Genomic DNA, 19,813 nt, shown 5'->3' on the forward strand with positions numbered 1-19,813 from the left:
TTGCACGGCAGGCGGACCGGCTGGCGGCGTTGCTCCTCCTCGCGGGAGAATACCCCGCCGCGTCGTCGCGCCTTGCTATCCGGTCCGCCTGCCGCACACTCGGGCACGTCCAACCGCCGCTTCTAGGTTTAAATAAGACATGAACCTTCTCCTCTGGATAATTATTTTTACCTTGATCGGCGGCGTTTTGAGCGTCCTTGCGGCATCGCTGTTCCTGATGATTCCCGACCATCATCATCCCCGCGTGCTCCCTCACGGCATCAGCTTCGCCTTGGGCGCGTTATTGAGCGTGGCGTTTCTGGATCTTTTGCCCCATGCTGTCGAAACGGTCGGCACGGAGCAGTCGGAGAGCGTCTTCGCCGCCGTTCTTCTCGGAATCTTGGCGCTATTTTTGTTGGAAAAACTGCTGCTTTGGCGGCATTGCCACGCCGGCGACTGCGAGACGCATACGGACGACCACTTTCACCAGCCGGCCGGCACTCTCATCGTATTGGGCGACGGTATCCACAATTTCGTGGATGGCGTGCTGATCGCCGCGGCTTTTCTTACCGATGTACATCTGGGGATAGTCACGAGCCTGGCGGTGTTCGCCCATGAGATTCCCCAGGAAGTAGGCGATTTTGCGATTCTTTTGAAAAGCGGTTATAGCCGTCCCAAGGCCTTGCTCTACAATCTGCTGTCCAGTTTGGCAACTCTGCTGGGCGGTGTCCTGGCGTATTACAGCTTGGAAAATCTGCGCGAGGCGCTGCCTTATTTCCTCGCCTTGGCGGCATCGAGTTTCATTTATGTAGCGGTTGCGGACCTGATTCCCAGTTTGCACCACCGCACCAATGCCAGTGCCGCATTTCAACAAATCGCCATGATCAGTGCCGGCGTGCTGCTGATCTTTTCGGCGCATGCCTATACCGAGGAATTTCATAAAGATCATTCCCCCGAGGCTGTTTCATCGAAATGCCCCGCCATCGTCCCGTAGGAATATCGGCCGAACGCTCATTTAGCCGAATCGCGCATTTGCGCCACGAGTTCCCGCAGAGCTTTGCCGCGGTGGCTTAGGCGATTTTTTTCGTCCGGGGACAATTCGGCCGAGGTGCAGTTTTTTTCCAGCACGAAAAACAGCGGATCGTAACCGAAGCCTCCTTTGCCGCGCGGTTCGCGCAGAATGATGCCTTCCCATACGCCTTGTCCGATCAATGGGCTCGGGTCCTGCGCGTGGCGCAGAAAAACCATGACGCAGCGAAATCGGGCGGTCCGCTCGGCGTCCGGAATATTCTCCAGTTCGCGGAGCAGCTTGGCGTTATTTTCGGCATCGTTCGCGCCGGGGCCGGCATATCGGGCCGAGAAAACGCCGGGCGCGCCGCCCAAGGCGTTGACTTCCAGTCCCGAATCATCGGCTATGGCGGGCAGGCCGGAAAGCTGGCTGGCGTGCCGAGCTTTCAGAATCGCATTCTCGACAAAGGTCAATCCGACCTCCTCGATATCCGGGACTCCGAAAGCGGATTGCGGTACGATCTCTATGTCATCGTTTGCTAATATGGCCTGGATTTCGCGGACCTTTCCGGGGTTATTGCTGGCGAGCAGGATTTTTTTCATCGTCGGCTTGTCTCACGATGGCGGGCCGAATCGCTTTCCGGGAAGGGGGCGTATCAGCCGGTGCGTCGGCTGCTGCTTGAGCAGGCGGCGTCATAAACAATAACAATCTCAGAGGAGAAAAAGATATGAGCCAAATCTTGAACGAAGTGCTCAGCGCTAATCAAGCGTACGCGGCGAGTTTCAACAAGGGCCATCTTCCCTTGCCGCCGGGGCGGCATTTCGCGATCCTGACCTGTATGGACGCGCGCCTCGATCCTGCCAAGTACGCCGGTCTTACCGAGGGCGACGCCCACGTGATCCGCAATGCCGGCGGACGGGCCAGCGACGACGCCATCCGTTCCCTGGTGATCTCCTACAAGCTGCTCGGCACCCGCGAATGGTTCGTGATTCACCATACCGATTGCGGTATGGAACTGTTCACCAACGAGATCATGGGCGATCTTCTGAGCAATAGCCTCGAAACCGCGACCATCGACGCCAGCGGTTGGCACGATGTGGGTAAAGGGCCGGGGTGTACCGACGGCAAATACATCAACTGGCTGACCATCAAGAATCAGGAACAGAGCGTTGCCGAGGACGTGAGACGCATCCGTAATCACACCCTGGTGCCGAAGAACATTCCGATCTACGGTTTCATCTACGACGTAAGATCGGGCAAGCTGGTGGAGGTGCCGGCGGCCATGGCCGCTGGACGTCCGCTATAAGGCGTTCCGGGATGGTCTGAGGCAAAGCCGGCTTCAGCCGGCTTTGCAATTTTCGAGCGCGGCTCGCTGATGAGCCAATAATTCTGCGATTCCTTTGCCGGCCAAATCGAGCATGGTGTTGAGTTCATCGCGTCGGAAGGCATGACCTTCCGCCGTGCCTTGAACCTCCACATAGGCGCCGGCCTCGTTCATGACCACGTTCATGTCGGTCTCTGCCTCGCAGTCCTCGCGGTAGTCCAAGTCCAGCACCGGCACGCCCTTGTAGATGCCGACCGACACCGAAGCGATTTGGCCGTGGATAGGATTGATCCGGAGCTTTCTTTGTTTCATCAGATTGCCTACGGCCAGGGACAAGGCCACATAGCCCCCGGTAATCGAGGCCGTTCGGGTACCGCCGTCCGCTTGGATCACGTCGCAGTCGATGGTGATGGTCCGCTCGCCAAGGGCTTCCAGGTTCAGCGCCGCCCGCAGGGAACGTCCGATGAGCCGCTGGATTTCCATGGTGCGGCCGCCCTGTTTGCCTCTGGCTGCCTCCCTTCCCATCCGCTCATGCGTGGAGCGCGGCAACATGCCGTATTCCGCTGTAATCCACCCGCTGCCCTTACCTTTGAGGAAAGGTGGTACTTTTTCTTCGATGCTGGCCGTGCAGATCACGCGGGTATCGCCGAATTCGACGAGCACCGAGCCTTCCGCGTGTTTCGTATAATTGCAGGTCAATGCGATCTCTCGCAGTTCATCCGGCTGGCGTCCGCTCGGTCTCATGGTATTGCTCGCTCTTCGAAAATCGGGGCAGTATACCCGAATTCAACTGCCCTCGCTTTTTACCGGCGATCCATAACAGAAGTCACGATAATCGCTCATGAATGCTAAACGGTTCTTATATTTGTTCGGTTTCGCGTTGTTGTTCGTCATTGCGCCCGCCGCTTATCAGATCGACAGGATTGCCCAGTCGCTGCCGGTCATGGACGGCGAGGCGGGGCTGCCAGGACTCTCCGAAAAGGCCGAGGTGGAAGCGGATGAGTTCGGAATTCCTTCGGTGCGGGCGGAAACGCGGGAGGATGCATTCCGCGTGTTGGGGTATCTCCATGCGCGCGACCGGCTTTTCCAAATGGACCTGATGAGGCGCAAGACGGCCGGACGATTGGCGGAAGTTTTCGGCGCGAAAGCGTTGCTCCTCGATAAACGGCAAAGAGCTTACCAGTTTCAGCGCGCGGCCGAGGATGCTGTGAACCGGATGCCGGCGGATCAACGCAAGGTCTTGCAAGCCTACACGGATGGCGTGAATGCGTTCATCTCCCGGGCTAAGGCCTTGCCGTTCGAGTTCCGCGTCCTGGCTTATCATCCCGATGCCTGGCGGCTGGAGGACAGCATGCTGGTCGCGCTGGGCATGTTTCAAACGTTGAACGGACATGACAAGGACGAGCGAACCCTTACGCTGATGGATCGTCTCCTTCCTGCCGAGGTGACCGCTTTCCTGACTCCCGACACCGATCCCTATGTTACCGTTCTCTTGGGCGGCGGCGATTCGCACCGGCCGGCGCGCCCGGTTCCGGTGAAATCGATCGCGAGCTTGATCGAGGAGGTCGGGGACCAGAAGCTCGGCAGCGTCATCGAGCCGGAAGCGCCCAGCATCGGCTCGAACAACTGGGCGGTGGGCGGAACTAAAACCAAGGACGGGCGCGCCATTGTGGCCAACGACATGCACTTGGGACTTTCGGTGCCGAATATTTGGTATCGTGCCCGGCTGCTCTACGGAGACGTGGATTTGTCGGGTGTCACTCTGCCGGGAGTGCCGCTGGTCGTAGTCGGCAGCAACCGTCATGTGGTTTGGGGATTTACCAATGTAGACGCCGATTTGCTGGATTTGGTGCGGGTCGAACTGGATCCCGCCGATCCCGGCCGATACCGGACGCCGGAAGGCTGGCGTCGGTTCGAGACCCGGACCGAGACCATAGTCGTTAAGGATGGCAGTGCCGAGCCCCTCGAGCTGAAGAGCACGGTTTGGGGGCCGCTCGCACCGGAGCCGCTGCTCGGCCAGCCTGTGGCGGTCCGTTGGACTGCGCTGGACCCGCGAGCCGTGAATCTGGGATTACTGGGGATGGACCGCGTCAAAACCCTGAATGAGGCCATGGCAGTCGTGAACCGCGCCGGCGCGCCGCCCCAGAATGTCGTTCTGGCGGACGATGCGGGGCACATCGCCTGGACTTACATGGGCTTTTTCCCGAGGCGGGTGGGCTTCGACGGGAGCGTCAGCGTTTCCTGGGCAAACGGTAGCGCCCGCTGGGACGGATTCATTCCGCCCGAAGAACTGCCGCGGGTCGTCGATCCCGCCGAAGGGTTTCTCGCAACCGCCAACAATCGTACTTTGGGCAAGGAATATCCTTACGTGATCGGCCACAATTTCTCCTTCAGCTACCGTGCCTACCGAATCGCCGAGAAGCTTAAGGGGATGCCTCGGGTTTCGGAACAGGATATGCTGGCCTTGCAGCTCGATACGGTCAGCGAGTTTTACGAGTTCTATCGCCGCCTGGCCTTGTCCGTGCTGAACGGTGAGCCAGAAGACGCAATTCTGGCGGAGGCGAAGCGCTCGATCGAACGCTGGAACGGCCGGCTCGATGCCGATAGCATCGGTATAGGGCTATTGGTCGAGTGGCGGCGAAATCTCGCAAAAGCCGTGTTCGCTCCTCTGGTGAGTCGGTGCGCGGCGGCCGATCCGAATTTCGCCTATGCCTGGCGCGAGCAGGAAACGCCGCTTCGTACGCTGCTCACGGAACAGGTTCCGGAAACGCTGCCGGATCGGCAATATGCCGATTGGCGCAGTTTTTTGATCGAGACGCTCCGCCGCAGTGCCGAAGAGGCCAAGCAGCGGAACGGCGTCGACCGATTGGAGAATTTGGCATGGGGTGAGATCAACCGGGTCCATTTGAGCCATCCGTTCAGTCAGACGTTCACACTCGCCGGCTGGGTTCTGGATATGCCCGAGGAGCCCGCGAGCGGCTGCGGCAGCTTCTGCGTGCGAGTGCTGTTTGACGGCCACGGCGCCAGCGAGCGCATGGCGGTGTCGCCGAATCATCCCGAGGACGGCATTCTCCATATGCCGGGCGGCCAATCCGGGCACCCGTTCTCGGTGCATTACCGCGACCAGCAGCAAGCCTGGCTCAAAGGCGTTGCTTTGCCTTTCCTGCCGGGTGCGGCCAAACATCATTTGACGCTGATTCCCGAATAATCCGGCCTGCACCGGGCAATGCCGTTAAGTCAGGTCCTGCTTCGTCATTCTTCGTCGGAATCTAGAAGCCACGGAGGGCATTGGCCTGAATCACATCCTTGTGTCCTGGATGCCGGCATGACGGCTTAACTTAACGGCATTGCTGCGCTAGGGAGGACGTTATGAGCGACGAATACCTCGAAATCGCGATCCGTTTAGGGAGCGCATGGACGGCCGGCGCCCTTATCGGACTCGAACGTACCTTTCACGGTCGTCCGGCCGGATTTCGCACGCATGCTCTGGTCTGTCTGGCTTCAGCGCTACTGATGTTGCTGACCGGCTACCAGAGGCTGTGGTTGAAGGGTGTTCCGCTGGACACGATCCAGACCGATCCGACGCGCATGGCCCAAGGCATCATGACGGGCATCGGCTTTCTGGGGGCCGGGGTGATCTTCAAGGAAAGGCTCACCATCCGCGGCCTGACCACGGCCGCATCCATCTGGATGACTGCCGCCCTCGGCATTCTTTACGGCATAGGCTTCTATTACCCCGCGATTCTGGTTACGGGTGCGGTCTTGGGTACTCTGGCTCTGTTCCGATTGATCGAGTACTGGATACCGAGCCAACAATACGCCCAGCTGAGGCTGCGGTATTCGAGGGATTCGGCGCCCGATGAATCGTCCGTCTGTGCGTTGATCGTTCAATACAAGGCGCGCATCGCGGGCATGAGCTACCGTCTTGTCGACAGCGGCAAAGCCTTCGAGTACTGCATGGTCATCCGCACTTACGATCTAGTCCATTTCAGCCGGCTTGCCGATAGGCTACGGCAAGAAACCGACCTTCTTGAGTTCAGCATTTCACCGGTGGGGGATTAGCCCCCATTTATCCCGTCAAATCTGGCGAGTGGTCGAGATATGTTGAACTTGCCGCGTCATGCAAGTGATCTCAACCTTGAACATCGCGTCAACTCTCATGGGCGGTTCGCAAGTGCGCGTTTCGGGCACGCTACGATCGATTTCGCGACGCCCCTTGGTGGAGGCGTCGCTCTGATCCGGCTCAAATTGGATGAGATATAAAATCGGCCGGATCCGATCGGCCAATCGATATGGGCTGCACTATGAAGCGGATCGTGGGACGCTCATTCCTGGACCGCGATTCCCAAATTTTCCCCGACCCAATGGCTTCTGATCTGATGTTTGTACATCAAACGATAGAGTGTCATGCGCGACACCGCCAATTGCCGCGCCGCACGAGAAATATTGTTTTCCGTGGCTTGCAGCGTAAGCTGGATAATTTCCTTTTCGGTTTGGTCTTTGGCTTCTTCCAGGGTCATAGGATGGTCGAATACTCTGCCAAAGCTCGGATGGAAGTCGTTCAAGCCCAGGTCCGCCGAGTTGATCAAAGGACCTTCGCACATGACCTTGGCCCGTTTGATCCGGTTGATCAACTCGCGAATATTGCCGGGCCACTCGTAACGACGCATCGCTTTCAATGCTTCGGGCTCAAAGCCTTGGGCGGAATCGCCGTCGCCGTTGGCGAACACGCGAAGATAGTGCTTGGCGAGAAGTTCGATATCGTCCTGACGCTCGCGCAGCGGCGGAACGTTTAAGGTCAAAGCCTTGAGCCGCCGGTAGAGATCGTCCCGGAAGCGACCGTCCATTACCGTTTGTTCCAGGTCGGTTTGAGCGGTGGCGATGATCCGGACGTCGATCGGCGTTTTCGCGGTGTCGCTACCTGACGGGGTGGTCCCTTCCCGGAGAAAGTTGAGCAATTCGGTTTGAAGGTCTTCGGTCAGATTGCCGACTTCATCCAAGAGCAGCGTGCCTCCCGCCGCAGCTTCCAGACGGCTCTTGCCCGGTTCGTGGATGCGGTCATGCCGTTCTTTGTCGTGCCCGAACAGCTCCGATCGAATGACTTCCGGCGGCAATCCATCGCAGCTCACCTTGACAAAGGGGTTGTCGCATCGAGTAGAGGCTCGATGTATGGCGAGAGCGGTCGATTCTTTTCCGGTGCCGCTCTCGCCGATGATCAATACCGGCGCCTCGATGGCGGCGACTTTCTTGATGGTTCGGAATAGCCTGAGGCTTGCCGGGCTGCATCCGATCAGCTCCTCGCGATTTCTATGGATCGAGGAGGCTGCGGTGCGTTCCAAGATATCCGCCATGCCCAGAGCATGGCCGAGCGTCAATTGCAGGCGCCCGGTATCCAAAGGCAGGGTGTGATAATCGTAAAAGTAGCGAGAAATCAGCTCGCATAGGTCCGGTCTGTTCAAGGTCTCAGCCGCCAGCAAGCCGATCCATTCCATGGAGCGGCGTGCGGTGAAAAGATTCTTGATCGAGGATAAGTCGTTTGGCAGGTCGGAACCGAAGAAAACCATTCCAACCTTGAAACGATGATGATCGATGAGATTCTTGGCCTCGTTCAGATCGCCAGTGGAAAAGATAGTCCATTCGAGAGACCGCAGGGGATCGAGCGATTCGTTCCGAGCGGCCGAAAAATTGAAGCACAGTACCTTGCGCATATCCATATGTTGTCCTTCCTGGTTCACAAGTCTAGGAACTGCCGAGGATGTTGGATTCTTGGAATCCATAAGTCGGATGCCTGTCACCGGTTGTTGTATAGGGTTGCGGTGATTACGATGGCTTCAAGGAGCGGATCGAGGCCGCGGCCTAAAAACCCACCGGTCGGCATCATATAATCTCAGGCTACATGAGCCGGCGCAAGAACCCGACGACGGATAGCGCCGTTCTCGATCATGCGAGCGGAGCAAGCGACGGCACTTCCCTGTGCCGAAGTTAGAGGGCAGTCAGCTCAGGCCGCTTTGCGGAAGACGATCTCTCCGTCCTCCACGTCCGCGCTGACGGTATCGCCGGCGGCGATCTTGCCGGCCAGGATATCCTGCGCCAAGGGGTTCTCGAGTTGGTGCTGAATGGCGCGCTTCAGCGGGCGTGCGCCGTAGACCGGATCGAACCCGGCCTCTCCGAGTTTGTCCAGCGCGGCTTCGCTGACTTCGAGCGCGATATCGCGCTCGGCCAGGCGGTTTTGCAGGTAGCCGATCTGGATGCGGCTGATGGCGCGGATCTGCTCTTTGATCAGCGGGTGGAAGACCACCACTTCGTCGATACGGTTGATGAATTCCGGTCTGAAGTAGTGGGTGACCACTTCCATGACCGCCGCCTTCATCCGCTGATAATTTTCCTCGCCGGCCAGCTCCTGAATACGGTCGGAGCCCAGGTTCGAGGTCATCACGATGACGGTGTTGCGGAAGTCCACGGTGCGGCCGTGGCCGTCGGTGAGCCGTCCGTCGTCGAGCACTTGCAACAGTATGTTGAACACCTCGGGGTGGGCCTTTTCCACCTCGTCCAGCAGGATCACCGAGTAGGGTCTGCGGCGCACCGCCTCGGTCAGATAGCCACCCTCCTCGTAACCGACATAACCCGGCGGCGCCCCGATCAGGCGGGCCACCGAGTGCTTCTCCATGAATTCCGACATGTCGATCCGGACCATGGCTTCCTCGGTGTCGAACAGAAACTCGGCCAGGGCTTTGCACAGCTCGGTCTTGCCCACGCCGGTCGGCCCCAGAAACAGGAAGGAGCCGTTGGGGCGGCGCGGATCGGCGAGACCGGCGCGTGAGCGGCGGATGGCATCCGACACCGCTTTGATGGCCTCCTGTTGGCCCACGACTCGCCGGGCCAGGTTTTCCTCCATGTGGAGCAGCTTTTCCCGCTCACCCTCGAGCATTTTCGATACCGGAATGCCGGTCCACTTGGAGACCACTTCGGCGATTTCCTCGTCGGTGACCTTGTTGCGCATCAGCTTGGTTTCCTGCATCTCGGCCTGTGTGGCGAGATCCAGTTCCTTTTGCAGCTTGGGAATCTCGCCGTATTGCAGTTCCGACATGCGGGCGAGATCGCCGTTGCGCCGTGCCGCGTCCAGGTCCAGCCGAGCCCGTTCCAGCTTTTCCTTGATGGCGGCCGTGCCTTGCAGCGCGGCCTTTTCGGATTTCCAGATCTCTTCCAGTTCAGCGTATTCCCGTTCCAGTTCGGAGATGTGGTCTTGCAGGGTTTCCAGCCGTTTTCGCGAGGCTTCGTCGGTTTCCTTCTTCAAGGCCTCGCGCTCGATCTTGAGCTGGATCAGGCGGCGATCCAGACGGTCCATTTCTTCCGGTTTGGAATCGATTTCCATGCGGATGCGGCTGGCGGCCTCGTCCACCAGGTCGATGGCCTTGTCCGGCAGATTGCGGTCGGTGATATAGCGATGCGACAGGGTCGCCGCCGCCACGATCGCGGGGTCGGTGATGGTGACGCCATGATGTACCTCGTATTTTTCCTTGAGCCCGCGCAGAATCGCGATAGTGTCCTCGACGCTGGGCTCGTCCACCAGCACTTTCTGGAACCTCCGTTCCAAGGCCGCGTCCTTTTCGATGTACTGACGGTATTCGTCCAAGGTCGTGGCGCCTATGCAATGCAGCTCGCCCCGAGCCAAAGCGGGCTTCAGCATATTGCCGGCGTCGATGGCACCTTCAGCCCGCCCCGCGCCGACCAGGGTGTGCAGCTCGTCGATGAAGAGGATGATCCTGCCTTCCTGTTTCGCGATATCGTTCAGCAGCGCCTTCATCCGCTCCTCGAATTCGCCGCGGAACTTGGTGCCGGCGATCAGGGCGGCCATGTCCAGAGCCAGCAGGCGCTTGCCTTTGACCCCTTCCGGCACTTCGCCGTTGACGATGCGCTGCGCCAGGCCTTCGACAATGGCGGTTTTGCCGACGCCGGGCTCGCCGATCAAGACCGGATTATTCTTGGTGCGGCGCTGCAGAACCTGGATGGTGCGGCGGATTTCATCATCGCGCCCGATCACCGGATCGAGCTTGCCCTGTTCGGCGCGCGCGGTCAGATCGATGGTGAATTTCTGAAGCGCCTGGCGTTGCTCTTCCACGTTGGCGTCGTCCGCCTTCTGGCCGCCCCGGATCTGTTCGATGGCTTGCTCCAGTTTGTTCCGGTCCAGTCCCGCTTTCCTGAGCAAATCGCTGAGCTGGCCACGGTCTTCGATGGCCGCCAGCACGAAGATTTCGCTGGTGATGAACGTGTCGCCGCGTTTTTGCGCCAGCTTATCGGTGAGGTTCAACAACCGGCCCAGTTCGTTCGAGATCTGTACGTCTCCGCCGATACCTTCTACGCGGGGGATGCGGTGGAGCGCTTCTTCCAGAGAGGTACGGAGCTGATTGACGTTGACGCCGCATTGCGAGACCAGGGGCCGCACGGTGCCGCCTTCCTGATCGAGCAGCGCCGCCATGACGTGAATCGGCTCGATGAACTGATGGTCGTGCCCCAAAGCCAGGCTCTGCGCTTCGGCCAGGGCTGCTTGGAATTTACTGGTCAGTTTGTCCATTCGCATTGGAAAAATGCCTTTATGTTGCTTAATCGAGATGACTCAATAGATTGGGGTGCCGTACCCGCTTTTCAAGCGAAGCCGGCGATGCAGTCGCTCGTTATCGATCCTCTATAGGAAGGCATTGTAGTGAAGTTCCAGCCTTAAAAGCCGCTTTGACGTGCGTCGGAGCTTTGTAATACGATCGCCTTCCATTTCCACTTTTATGCGCGGAACTCCCATGCAGGATGCAGTGCCCTTCGCGGCAATCAGCCGCTTCCGGTTTTCCGAACCCGAGGTCCTCTCCGGACAATTGCCCAACGGAACCCTCTCTCGTCTCCTAACGGAAAAGTAGGCCGTCGTGATGGAGACGACGGCTTTAAGCAATAGAAGTTTTCCAGGCGTCGGCATGAGTTTTCTCGCCGGCCTTCTGAGCGCCTCGATTTACGGCTTCGGAATCTCCCTCCTGCTCGGGTTCGGTATCCATAAGATTTTTCTGTACTTGTGCGCCGCTGTCGTCATCTGTCTGGCGCTGTTGTCCCGCAGCGGCTTCCCAATCGATCGGCCGATGGCCGCTTTGCTGTCCCTCGTTGTTTTGCTGACCGGACAAGGCTATCTCATGGCGTCCGCCAACGAGACCGACTTTCGCTTTTTGGAGCATCTATCCTGGCCGGTGGCGGCGGTTGCCGGTGTGGTGATGCTGCCCGAGCGATTCGGCAGTCGCTGGCAATTGACCCATAAGCCGATTATCGCCGTGCTGGCTGCGTTCTACGTTGTCGCCCAGTGGATCGGCTTTGCGATTTTTCCCGATAAGTTCGGGCTGTTCGCCAATCCTCATTTCTTGGCGCTGTACTGCTTGCTGACGCTGCCGATCCTGTTCTATTTTTCGATCGCGAACGGCGGAGGACAACGGTGGCTGTTCATCTTGGCGTTGCTCGGCGATGCGCTGTTGCTGTTGAAGACCCAGTCCAGGCCGGGTTTTCTGGCTCTGCTGGCCGGCTCGCTGGTGATCGTCCCGTTCGTGGCGGTCAGGTACCGGTGGATGACGTTCGCGGCGGTGCTGATTATTCCCGGCTTGCTGTACGCATCGGGAATTTATGGATTCGACGACAGGATGGACGATTTCTTCGGTGATTTGCGCAAGGAAGAACGGGTGGCCATTTGGACGGAGACTGCCGAAATGCAGTCGGCGAGTTCGGTTCGAGAATGGATTTTCGGGCATGGATTCGGGCAGTTCTACCGCGATTATCAGGGAGTTTCCAGCTTTCATTCGGTGGTCGATTTCTCCTTTCCGCACAATTTCTTGCTGGAACTGCTGTATAGTCACGGATTGATTGGACTTATTGTTGTAATCGCCGGCTATGGGCTATTTTTCGCGAAGCTCTGGGTGCATACGGCGACTGCCAATAATGATACACGCAGGCAGATAGGCGTCCTTTTGATTGTCGTGACGACGGTCCATTTTGCGCATGCCTTTCTTACGCTGCCTTTTTTCTCCCGATCGACGCTCTATCCGTTGAGCTTGATTGTGGGGGGCGGTTTTCGTTTTTTTAAAGCTTCTCATGGCTCAGCCTGATTTTCCGCCGGTGGGCGTGATTATTCCCAATTTCAACGGAGTGCATTTATTGCGCCGCAATCTGCCGTCCGTGATACGGGCCGCCGCAGCTTATCCCGGCACCTGCTCGATCATTGTGGTGGATGACGGATCGGCGGACGGAAGTGCCGAGATGCTCCGGACCGAGTTCCCTTCGGTTCGTGTCGTCGTCCATGAAGCCAATCGCGGTTTCGCCGAAGCGATCCATTCGGGGGTCGATGCCGCCGACGCGGAATTCCTGATTTTTCTGAATTCCGATGTGCGGCCGCAGGAGGACTTCATGGCGCCGTTGATCCGGCATCTGGAAAAGGCCGAGGTCTTCTCCGTATCGCCCCTGGTTCTGGACGAGGACGGACGGGTGAGCCCGGTTTCGTGGCGGTGTTTCCGAATAAAACGGGGCCGGCTTAGGTCGGTGCGCTGGCGCTTCGACGACCTGAAGTCCGCTGCGCCGACGGAGAGCTTATTTGCCTCCGGAGGCTCCGTCGCTCTGCGAAAATCGATGTTTGTGGCGCTGGGCGGCTATTTGCCGCTTTACAAGCCGTTCTATTCCGAAGACTTCGACTTGGGTTTGCGCGCCTGGAAACGCGGGTGGCGAACGCTCTTGGAGCCTGCGAGTCGGGTGGTGCATGAAAAAAAAGGTTCGATTTCGGAAAACGTGGCCGCCGATCGAGTCAGAAAGACGCGGGTGTGCAATCGATTCTTGCTCGAATGGACACATATGCCGGGGAAGGACTTGATGCTCTATCTCTTGCCGGGCTATCTGTTCCAGTTGATCGGACGCTTGCTAAGACTCGATCTGGTATACGTCAGAGGCTTTTTTGCCGCACTGCGCCGCCTTCCGGAAGCGCTTCGAGTACGAGCCGAAATCCGGAAGCACCAAGTCCTGGATTTTTGGCGTATCGTCGACGCCGTCGAGCGGAGTTTTGGCCTGAAGGCTTGATTATTAACGTGTTCGTGAAATTACGGAGACCCTATGGTTAGGGACAGGCCGATGTTTACCGTCTTTATTCCCACCTATAATCGCGCGGGCTTGTTGACTAGGGCTTTGTCCAGCATCGAGGCCCAGACCTATCGGAACTTCGAGGTCGTCATCGTCGACGACGGATCGACCGATGACACTGCTGCCGTCGTGGCTCGTTGGAAAGCGGGCGTCGAATTCCCAGTCATTTATGTCAAACAGAGCAATCAGGGCAAGCACGCCGCTCACAACAAAGGCGTGGAATTGGCCAGGGGGCGGCTTTTTTTCAATCTCGACTCGGACGACCGTCTCTTACCCGATACCTTGGAGCGTATCCGGCGTCATTGGGAGTCCATCCCCGAAAGTGAGCGTGGACGTTTCGCCGGTGTCGAAGGTCTGGTGGAGAGTATGGACGGGAAGCGGTCGCTGACCATTCCTTATCCCCATAATCCGCTGGATGCAAGCTTTCTGGACGTGCGCTATCGCCTGGGCGTGGGCGGCGACAAAAAACATGCGATTCGGACCGATGTCGCGCGCCGGTTTCCGTATCCGGTCTTTGCCGGCGAAAGGCATATCCGGCCCTCGCTGACCTGGAAACGGATTTCGCACCATTATGTCTTTCGTTGTGTCAACGAACCCTTCCAGCAGGTGGAGTACCTGGCCGATGGTCTGTCTTCCGACCGTTTTCGTCTGCGCATGCGCAACCCGCGCGGATTCCAGCTTTACTATCTGGAAGACGTAACCGAGCACCGGGCATGGCTCAGCCGCCGCCAACGGCGGCGCAGCATGGTCGATTTCATCCGTTTTTCCTTTCATGCCGGTGCCGGTCTTCTCAAGCAGGGAAGGCTGACCCGCTATGATCCCTTATGGCTGGCGCTGGTGCCTGCCGGATTCGGCCGCTGGCTGGTGGATCTCTACCGGCTGCGCTTCAAAAAGGGATACAAGCCGAATCGGAAAGAAACGCGCAACTGATGCGGGCGCTCTTAAGAGGTGTGAGAAGTCGTAGGTCGGCAATCCCTTGCCGACCAAGGCGTCGGAAAAGGATTTCCGACCTACAGCTACACCTTCGCAACGCGGCCATCGAGCCGCGCAGTAGCTTCTCACACACCCTCTTACAGCCACTCCGCGCGTTTCAGGCGTCTATACAGCCAAACGCAGCCGATCAAGGTTCCCGCCAAAGTGGCGGGATAGCCGAATCGGAAATCGAGCTCGGGCATGAACTTGAAGTTCATGCCGTACATGCTGAACACCATGGTCGGCAACGCCAAAATGGCGCCCCATCCGGCCAAGCGTTTGACGACTTCATTCTGCCGGACCGTGATCAGCGCCAGGTTTGCTTGCATGGCATCCGACAGGGTTTCACGCATGGTGTCGGTGGCGCGGATGATGCGGTGCACGTGGTCGTGTACGTCGCGGAAATAAACGCGCAATTCCTTGGAGACAACATCGGGGTGAAGCCGCATCAGTGCATTGCAGACGTCCAGCAAAGGCATCGCGGCATTGCGCAGCCGCAGCAGGCAGCGTTTGAGATCGTACAGGCGTTCCATCGCATCGCGATGCAAGCGGTTTTCAAAGATGTCTTCTTCTAGTTTTTCGAGCAGCGATTGGTAATGTTCGACGACCGGCATGAAGTTATCGACGATGAGGTCGAGGACTGCATAAAGCGCGAATCCGGAGCCTTTGGCCAGGAGTTGCGGCATGCTCTCGCAACGGACTCGGGCACGGCCGTAGCCTAGCGACGATTGGTGACGGATCGATATCAAAAATTGCTTGCCGACGAACAGATGCGTTTCGCCGAAATGAACCTTGCCGTCCTGAAGCTCTACAGTGTGCAAGACCACGAACAATGATCCTTTGTATTCTTCCAATTTCGGCCGTTGATGTGCGGAGCGGGCATCTTCCACCGCGAGTTCGTGCAGGCCGAATTCTTCCTGGAGTTGCAGCAACTCGTTCGGATCGGGTTCGGTCAAGCCAACCCATAAGAAGGTATCCGGTTCCGCAAGCAGTTCACTGATGTTTTCGACGCTGACGTCTCCGATTCGCTGGCCGTTGCGATAGGCGGCGCATCTGATATACACGATTAATCCTTTTCAGCCCCGAGCGGGACAATTGGTCATGGTTTTTGTACGTATTAGTTACATATAATACGATCAGTCGAATGGATGATTTCCCTTGATAGGTTTTTGATGGTCGATGCAAAGCGCTTGATGGGTGCCACGCGAACGGGCGGTGTTCTCCGCGGCGCATCTGTTGCGGCCGTACTGGCTTTGGGCGTTACGTTTTATTTTACCCCGCTGAAAAGCTGGCTGGATCAAGGCTTGATGCTCAAAGCCGAGTTGGCGAGTTACGGTTTGGCGGCGCCCTTGGTTTTTACCTCGGCCGGCGTAGCGCTCACAGCAATCGGGGCGCCTCGCCTGATTTTGTGCTCTCTTGGCGGATTGGCGTTCGGCTTTGCTTGGGGACTGGTGTGGAGCCAACTGGCGACGGTGTTGGGTTCATACGTGACGCTTCTGCTCATCCGCCGATTCGGCGTAGGCTACGGACTGAAGAAGGTTCGTCAGTTTGAGCGATTGGCACGGCAGATCAAGCAAAACGGCGTATTGGCCGTGGTGCTGATTCGACAGCTTCCACTGAACGGCTTCTACAATAATGTACTTTTGGGGATGACGGATGTCGGTCATCTGGATTTTCTCATAGGAAGCTTCATCGGGTTTTTGCCTATGGGGATTACCGCCTGTCTGATAGGCGCCGGCTTACTCCAGACCGATTTTGCCAAGGCCGCCGAATACATCGCCTTGGCATTGGCTTCGTCGGTGATTTTGGGCTATGCGTTGAAACGGCTCCACCGACTCGTATGCGCCAAGAACACCGAGTTGTCTTTTTTGGCCGATAAGGATGCGTGATCGGCTGCGCGGAATGTTTCGCCCGATGGCCGCATGCCGCTCGCTCTACACTAGACTAGGGACTTCATGAAAAATTTCGAACGGTTCAATTGACGTCCTTAGATTCGTGACGCCTCCTCGAGTTTGTCTTTTCATCCCCAGCTTCGGCAATGGCGGCGTTGGGCGCACCTTCGTTCACCTTGCCAATGGTTTTTCCGCCCACGGCGTACCAACGGCTTTGATCGTCAACCAAGCCGATACCGTCTTCGCCGACCGGTTGAACCCCGAAGTCGAGCAGGTGGCCCTCCATGGCCAGAGCGACCTGGCGCTCGAAAAAGATCTGCTCGCGTTCCTGCGGACCAATAGGCCGGCTGTCGTCATGACCGGCCAAGGGCGGGACGACCGCATCGCATTGAAGGTCAAGAAAAAGTTGCGGGATTCCGGCATACGGTTTTTCTTGCGCGTCGGTACTTCGCTGGGTGCCCGGACCGAACTCAAGCATCGGTTTTGGTGGTCGCGGTGGCTGTTCCGGCGCAGACAGCAACGCCTGTTCTCGCAAAGCGACGGCATCATCGCCAATTCCCGCGACGCGGCGGCCGATTTGTCGGCTTTCCTGAACATTCCGCTCGAACGCATCAGCGTGCTTCCCAATCCCACTGTAGCGCCGGATCTGCTGAACTTTGTCCATAAACCGGTGGATCATCCCTGGCTGAAGCCGGGCAGTCCACCGGTCGTCATGGGAGCGGGGCGGCTAGGGCGCGCCAAGGATTTCCCGACCTTGCTGAAGGCGTTCGCCCGGCTGCGTCGAGATCGGGTTTGCCGCTTGATGATCCTGGGGCAGGGCCGGCAAGCGGAAAAGCTGAAAAGCCTGGCGGCCGAGCTCGGCGTTCAGGATGATTTCGACCTGCCGGGCTTCGTGGACAATCCTTACGCTTTTCTCGCCAGGGCATCGCTGTTCGTTCTGTCGTCGCTGTGGGAGGGTTGTCCGAACGTGCTCATCGAGGCTCTGGCGGTCGGTACACCTGCTGTGGCCACGGATTGTCCTAGCGGGCCTAGGGAGATTCTGGCTGAAGGTCGTTACGGGCGGATCGTCGCGCCGGGCGATGCCGAAGCTCTCGCGGAGGCGATGGCCGCGACCCTGGAAAATCCACCGCCTTCCGAGCTCTTGCGCGAGGCGGTACGGCCGTACACTCTGGAAAACAGCAGTCGCGCCTATTTGGAATCTTTCGGGCTGGGCCACCCATGAGTTCGAGCCGTACAGATCTGGCTTTATTTCTGGCGACTTCCGGTCATAGCGGGGTCGATCGGATCATGCGCAATCTGGTCCCGGAGTTTGCCCGATGGGGTCTGCGGATCGATCTCCTTAGAGTGAAAGGCCATGGTCCTCATTGGGACGATCTGCCGCACAATGTCCGGACGATCGACTTGGGCGTTTCCCATGTCAACACCGCTTTGCCGGCGTTAGTCCGTTATTTGCGCCGCAGCCGGCCCGAAGTGCTATTGAGCGACAAGGACAAGGTGAACCGCACCGCCTTGACGGCACGGGCGCTGGCTCGCGTCGATACCCGCGTGGCGGTGCGGATAGGCACGACGGTCTCCAAGAATCTCGAGCGCCGCGGCTGGTGGGCGCGAAATGGCCAGTTGGCTTCGATCCGACTGTTCTACCGCCACGCCGACTGCATCCTGACGCCTTCCGAAGGCGCGGCGGAAGATCTGGCCAGGATAGCGGGGCTGCCGCTCAAGGCGGTGACCGTGGTGCCCAGCCCGGTGCTCACGGACCGTTTCGATGCGATGGCCGAAGCGACGGTGGATCATCCCTGGTTCGCGCCGGGCGAGCCGCCGGTGATACTCGGCATCGGCGAATTGTGCGCGCGCAAGGATTTCGCCACCCTGCTGAAAGCTTTCGCGGAGCTGCGGCGTGACCGTCCTTGCCGTCTGATCATCGGCGGCGAGGGGCGGCAGCGCGACAAGCTCCAGCAACTCGCCCGTCATCTGGGCGTGTCGGACGATGTCGACCTGCCGGGATTCCTGGCCAATCCTTATGCCTACATGCGCCGGGCCAAGGTTTTCGCTCTCACGTCGATTTGCGAAGGCATGCCGGTCGTATTGATCGAAGCCATGGCCTGCGGCACATCGGTGGTATCGACCGACTGCCCGAGCGGTCCCAAAGAAGTGCTCGGAGACGGTCGTTATGGTCCGCTGGTTCCGGTCGGCGATTCATCGGCCCTCGCGGCGAAAATCGCCGACATGCTGGATAGTCCGACCTCGCCCGAAGCGTTGCACGAGGCGACGATGCCCTACACCGTTACCAACAGCGCGCGGCAATATCTGAATGCTCTGGGTCTGCTGAGAGGAGAGGGGTAATGGGTCGTGCACAGCGTCTGGCGGTACTGATTTCGTTTTCCGGCACCGGCGGCGTGGAGCGCATGGTGATGAATCTGTTGCCCGCGTTCTCGCAGGAGGGGTTGGCGGTGGATCTCCTGGCCATCTTGCGCAAGCCCGCGCCCGAACTCATAAGGCTGAACGGTTCGGGGTTGCGGGTTCTGGACTTGGGCGTTGGACACACCGCCTTGGCGGTGCCGGGGCTGGTCCGCTATCTCAAGACCGAAAGGCCGTTTGCCCTGTTGGCCGCCAAAGACAGAGCCATTCGCGCCGCGGTGCTCGCCAAGCGCGTGAGCCGAGCGGATACCCGTCTGGTGGGCCGCCTCGGGACTCATCTTTCGGCCGCCATGGCGAACAAGCCGGCACTGATCCGCTGGGCACGCCAATGGCCGATGCGCGAAATGTACTCGGCGGTGGACCGTATTGTCGCCGTGTCCGAAGGCGTCGCGGAGGACACGCGGCGGATCGCGAAATTGCCGCCGGAAAAGATCGTGGTGATCCGAAACCCGGTCATTACCCCGGAGATGATGGAAAAGAGCCGCATGCCGGTGGATCACCCCTGGTTCGCGTCGTCGGACGTTCCCGTCATTCTGGGAGCCGGACGCTTGACGCGGCAAAAGGACTTTTCGACCTTGATCCGCGCTTTTGCCCGCGTGCGGGCCTTCATCGATTCGCGGCTGGTGATCCTCGGCGAAGGCCGGCTGCGCCCCAGTCTGGAAAAGCTGGCTGCCGATCTGGGGATCGCCGATGCCGTCGCGCTGCTCGGCCATGTCGCGAATCCGTATGCCTACATGGCGCGGAGTTCGCTGTTCGTGCTGTCGTCCGCCTGGGAAGGTTCGCCCAATGTGCTGACCGAGGCCTTGGCCCTGGGAACGCCGGTGGTGTCCACCGACTGCCCCAGCGGTCCGCGGGAGATTCTGCGGGACGGCCTTTATGGTCCGCTGGTGCCGGTAGGCGACGTGGAGCGCTTGGCCGATGCGATGTTGAACACCTTGCAGTTTCCGCTTGAGAACCGGTTGCTTCGCGAGGCAGCGTCGGAGTATACGGTGGAGCGTAGCGCGGCTCGCTATCTGGAGGTGCTGGGATTTACGCCTTCCGGCTCCGCTAAGGTTTTGCATCCGGTTTGACACAACT

General features: G+C 58.8%; 16 protein-coding genes. 11 read left to right on the plus strand and 5 right to left on the minus strand.

Annotated features, from left to right (window positions below):
• Positions 1–139 precede the first annotated feature (139 nt).
• Positions 140–973 (plus strand): ZIP family metal transporter, encoded by an 834-nt coding sequence (locus ACR2R1_RS16460; protein ID WP_077731932.1) that lies wholly within the window; start codon positions 140–142, stop codon positions 971–973.
• Between the two features lie 17 nt (positions 974–990).
• On the opposite strand, the gene ACR2R1_RS16465 is transcribed toward ACR2R1_RS16460, so the two are convergent.
• On the minus strand, positions 991–1,590 hold the full coding sequence (locus ACR2R1_RS16465; protein WP_077731931.1) for an XTP/dITP diphosphatase: 600 nt from the start codon (positions 1,588–1,590) through the stop codon (positions 991–993).
• A 125-nt stretch (positions 1,591–1,715) separates the two neighbouring features.
• Between ACR2R1_RS16465 and ACR2R1_RS16470 the strand changes: the two genes are divergently transcribed.
• A complete protein-coding gene (locus tag ACR2R1_RS16470) occupies positions 1,716–2,294 on the plus strand; it encodes a beta-class carbonic anhydrase (protein WP_156881457.1) in 579 nt (192 codons plus the stop codon).
• A 33-nt stretch (positions 2,295–2,327) separates the two neighbouring features.
• Here ACR2R1_RS16470 and rph read toward each other — a convergent pair whose 3' ends face one another.
• Positions 2,328–3,056: a ribonuclease PH gene (rph, locus tag ACR2R1_RS16475; RefSeq protein ID WP_077731929.1), complete on the minus strand. Its 729-nt coding sequence runs from the start codon at positions 3,054–3,056 to the stop codon at positions 2,328–2,330.
• A gap of 97 nt (positions 3,057–3,153) precedes the next feature.
• On the opposite strand from rph, the gene ACR2R1_RS16480 reads away from it, so the two are divergent.
• Together ACR2R1_RS16480 and ACR2R1_RS16485 are read left to right on the plus strand one after the other, a co-directional pair.
• The gene (locus ACR2R1_RS16480) at positions 3,154–5,520 is read left to right on the plus strand and encodes a penicillin acylase family protein (RefSeq protein ID WP_434110976.1); all 2,367 of its coding nucleotides are present in this window, start codon (positions 3,154–3,156) and stop codon (positions 5,518–5,520) included.
• 161 nt (positions 5,521–5,681) lie between these two features.
• Positions 5,682–6,374, plus strand: a complete 693-nt coding sequence (locus ACR2R1_RS16485) for an MgtC/SapB family protein (protein WP_077731927.1) — start codon at positions 5,682–5,684, stop codon at positions 6,372–6,374.
• 263 nt (positions 6,375–6,637) lie between these two features.
• Here the strand turns inward: ACR2R1_RS16485 and ACR2R1_RS16490 are convergent, their stop codons facing one another.
• Positions 6,638–8,026 (minus strand): sigma 54-interacting transcriptional regulator, encoded by a 1,389-nt coding sequence (locus tag ACR2R1_RS16490; protein WP_434110978.1) that lies wholly within the window; start codon positions 8,024–8,026, stop codon positions 6,638–6,640.
• Between the two features lie 284 nt (positions 8,027–8,310).
• On the minus strand, positions 8,311–10,890 hold the full coding sequence (gene clpB, locus ACR2R1_RS16495) for an ATP-dependent chaperone ClpB (RefSeq protein WP_086134867.1): 2,580 nt from the start codon (positions 10,888–10,890) through the stop codon (positions 8,311–8,313).
• 382 nt (positions 10,891–11,272) lie between these two features.
• On the opposite strand from clpB, the gene ACR2R1_RS16500 reads away from it, so the two are divergent.
• Genes ACR2R1_RS16500 through ACR2R1_RS16510 form a run of 3 tightly spaced genes read left to right on the plus strand, consistent with a single transcriptional unit; the run spans position 11,273 to position 14,387 of the window.
• Positions 11,273–12,439 (plus strand): O-antigen ligase family protein, encoded by a 1,167-nt coding sequence (locus tag ACR2R1_RS16500; RefSeq protein WP_434110981.1) that lies wholly within the window; start codon positions 11,273–11,275, stop codon positions 12,437–12,439.
• Positions 12,426–13,397, plus strand: coding sequence for a glycosyltransferase family 2 protein (locus ACR2R1_RS16505; RefSeq protein ID WP_434110983.1), 972 nt, complete (start codon positions 12,426–12,428; stop codon positions 13,395–13,397). Before ACR2R1_RS16500 ends, ACR2R1_RS16505 begins: the two co-directional genes overlap by 14 nt.
• Positions 13,398–13,448: 51 nt before the next feature.
• On the plus strand, positions 13,449–14,387 hold the full coding sequence (locus ACR2R1_RS16510; RefSeq protein ID WP_347257758.1) for a glycosyltransferase family A protein: 939 nt from the start codon (positions 13,449–13,451) through the stop codon (positions 14,385–14,387).
• Between the two features lie 140 nt (positions 14,388–14,527).
• Here the strand turns inward: ACR2R1_RS16510 and corA are convergent, their stop codons facing one another.
• Positions 14,528–15,493, minus strand: a complete 966-nt coding sequence (gene corA / locus ACR2R1_RS16515; protein WP_434110985.1) for a magnesium/cobalt transporter CorA — start codon at positions 15,491–15,493, stop codon at positions 14,528–14,530.
• A gap of 108 nt (positions 15,494–15,601) precedes the next feature.
• Between corA and ACR2R1_RS16520 the strand changes: the two genes are divergently transcribed.
• The 4 genes from ACR2R1_RS16520 to ACR2R1_RS16535 all read left to right on the plus strand — a co-directional run bounded on the left by ACR2R1_RS16520 (position 15,602) and on the right by ACR2R1_RS16535 (position 19,806).
• Complete coding sequence (locus ACR2R1_RS16520; RefSeq protein ID WP_166642674.1) at positions 15,602–16,318, plus strand: TVP38/TMEM64 family protein; 717 nt, start codon at positions 15,602–15,604, stop codon at positions 16,316–16,318.
• Between the two features lie 106 nt (positions 16,319–16,424).
• Complete coding sequence (locus ACR2R1_RS16525; protein ID WP_205780851.1) at positions 16,425–17,543, plus strand: glycosyltransferase; 1,119 nt, start codon at positions 16,425–16,427, stop codon at positions 17,541–17,543.
• Positions 17,540–18,661, plus strand: coding sequence for a glycosyltransferase (locus ACR2R1_RS16530; RefSeq protein WP_434110987.1), 1,122 nt, complete (start codon positions 17,540–17,542; stop codon positions 18,659–18,661). The genes ACR2R1_RS16525 and ACR2R1_RS16530 overlap by 4 nt, the downstream gene beginning before the upstream one ends.
• Positions 18,661–19,806: a glycosyltransferase gene (locus tag ACR2R1_RS16535; RefSeq protein ID WP_434110989.1), complete on the plus strand. Its 1,146-nt coding sequence runs from the start codon at positions 18,661–18,663 to the stop codon at positions 19,804–19,806. Before ACR2R1_RS16530 ends, ACR2R1_RS16535 begins: the two co-directional genes overlap by 1 nt.
• Positions 19,807–19,813: the final 7 nt, after the last annotated feature.

The sequence above is a fragment of the Methylocaldum sp. GT1TLB genome (genome assembly GCF_051027445.1).
Classification (GTDB): domain Bacteria; phylum Pseudomonadota; class Gammaproteobacteria; order Methylococcales; family Methylococcaceae; genus Methylocaldum.

Coding starts and splice junctions, on each gene's coding strand:
- ACR2R1_RS16460 (WP_077731932.1), top strand. CDS start 140: ATGAACCTTCTCCTCTGGATAATTATTTTTACCTTGATCGGCGGCGTT.
- ACR2R1_RS16465 (WP_077731931.1), bottom strand. CDS start 1,590: ATGAAAAAAATCCTGCTCGCCAGCAATAACCCCGGAAAGGTCCGCGAA.
- ACR2R1_RS16470 (WP_156881457.1), top strand. CDS start 1,716: ATGAGCCAAATCTTGAACGAAGTGCTCAGCGCTAATCAAGCGTACGCG.
- rph (WP_077731929.1), bottom strand. CDS start 3,056: ATGAGACCGAGCGGACGCCAGCCGGATGAACTGCGAGAGATCGCATTG.
- ACR2R1_RS16480 (WP_434110976.1), top strand. CDS start 3,154: ATGAATGCTAAACGGTTCTTATATTTGTTCGGTTTCGCGTTGTTGTTC.
- ACR2R1_RS16485 (WP_077731927.1), top strand. CDS start 5,682: ATGAGCGACGAATACCTCGAAATCGCGATCCGTTTAGGGAGCGCATGG.
- ACR2R1_RS16490 (WP_434110978.1), bottom strand. CDS start 8,026: ATGGATATGCGCAAGGTACTGTGCTTCAATTTTTCGGCCGCTCGGAAC.
- clpB (WP_086134867.1), bottom strand. CDS start 10,890: ATGCGAATGGACAAACTGACCAGTAAATTCCAAGCAGCCCTGGCCGAA.
- ACR2R1_RS16500 (WP_434110981.1), top strand. CDS start 11,273: ATGAGTTTTCTCGCCGGCCTTCTGAGCGCCTCGATTTACGGCTTCGGA.
- ACR2R1_RS16505 (WP_434110983.1), top strand. CDS start 12,426: ATGGCTCAGCCTGATTTTCCGCCGGTGGGCGTGATTATTCCCAATTTC.
- ACR2R1_RS16510 (WP_347257758.1), top strand. CDS start 13,449: ATGTTTACCGTCTTTATTCCCACCTATAATCGCGCGGGCTTGTTGACT.
- ACR2R1_RS16520 (WP_166642674.1), top strand. CDS start 15,602: ATGGTCGATGCAAAGCGCTTGATGGGTGCCACGCGAACGGGCGGTGTT.
- ACR2R1_RS16530 (WP_434110987.1), top strand. CDS start 17,540: ATGAGTTCGAGCCGTACAGATCTGGCTTTATTTCTGGCGACTTCCGGT.
- ACR2R1_RS16535 (WP_434110989.1), top strand. CDS start 18,661: ATGGGTCGTGCACAGCGTCTGGCGGTACTGATTTCGTTTTCCGGCACC.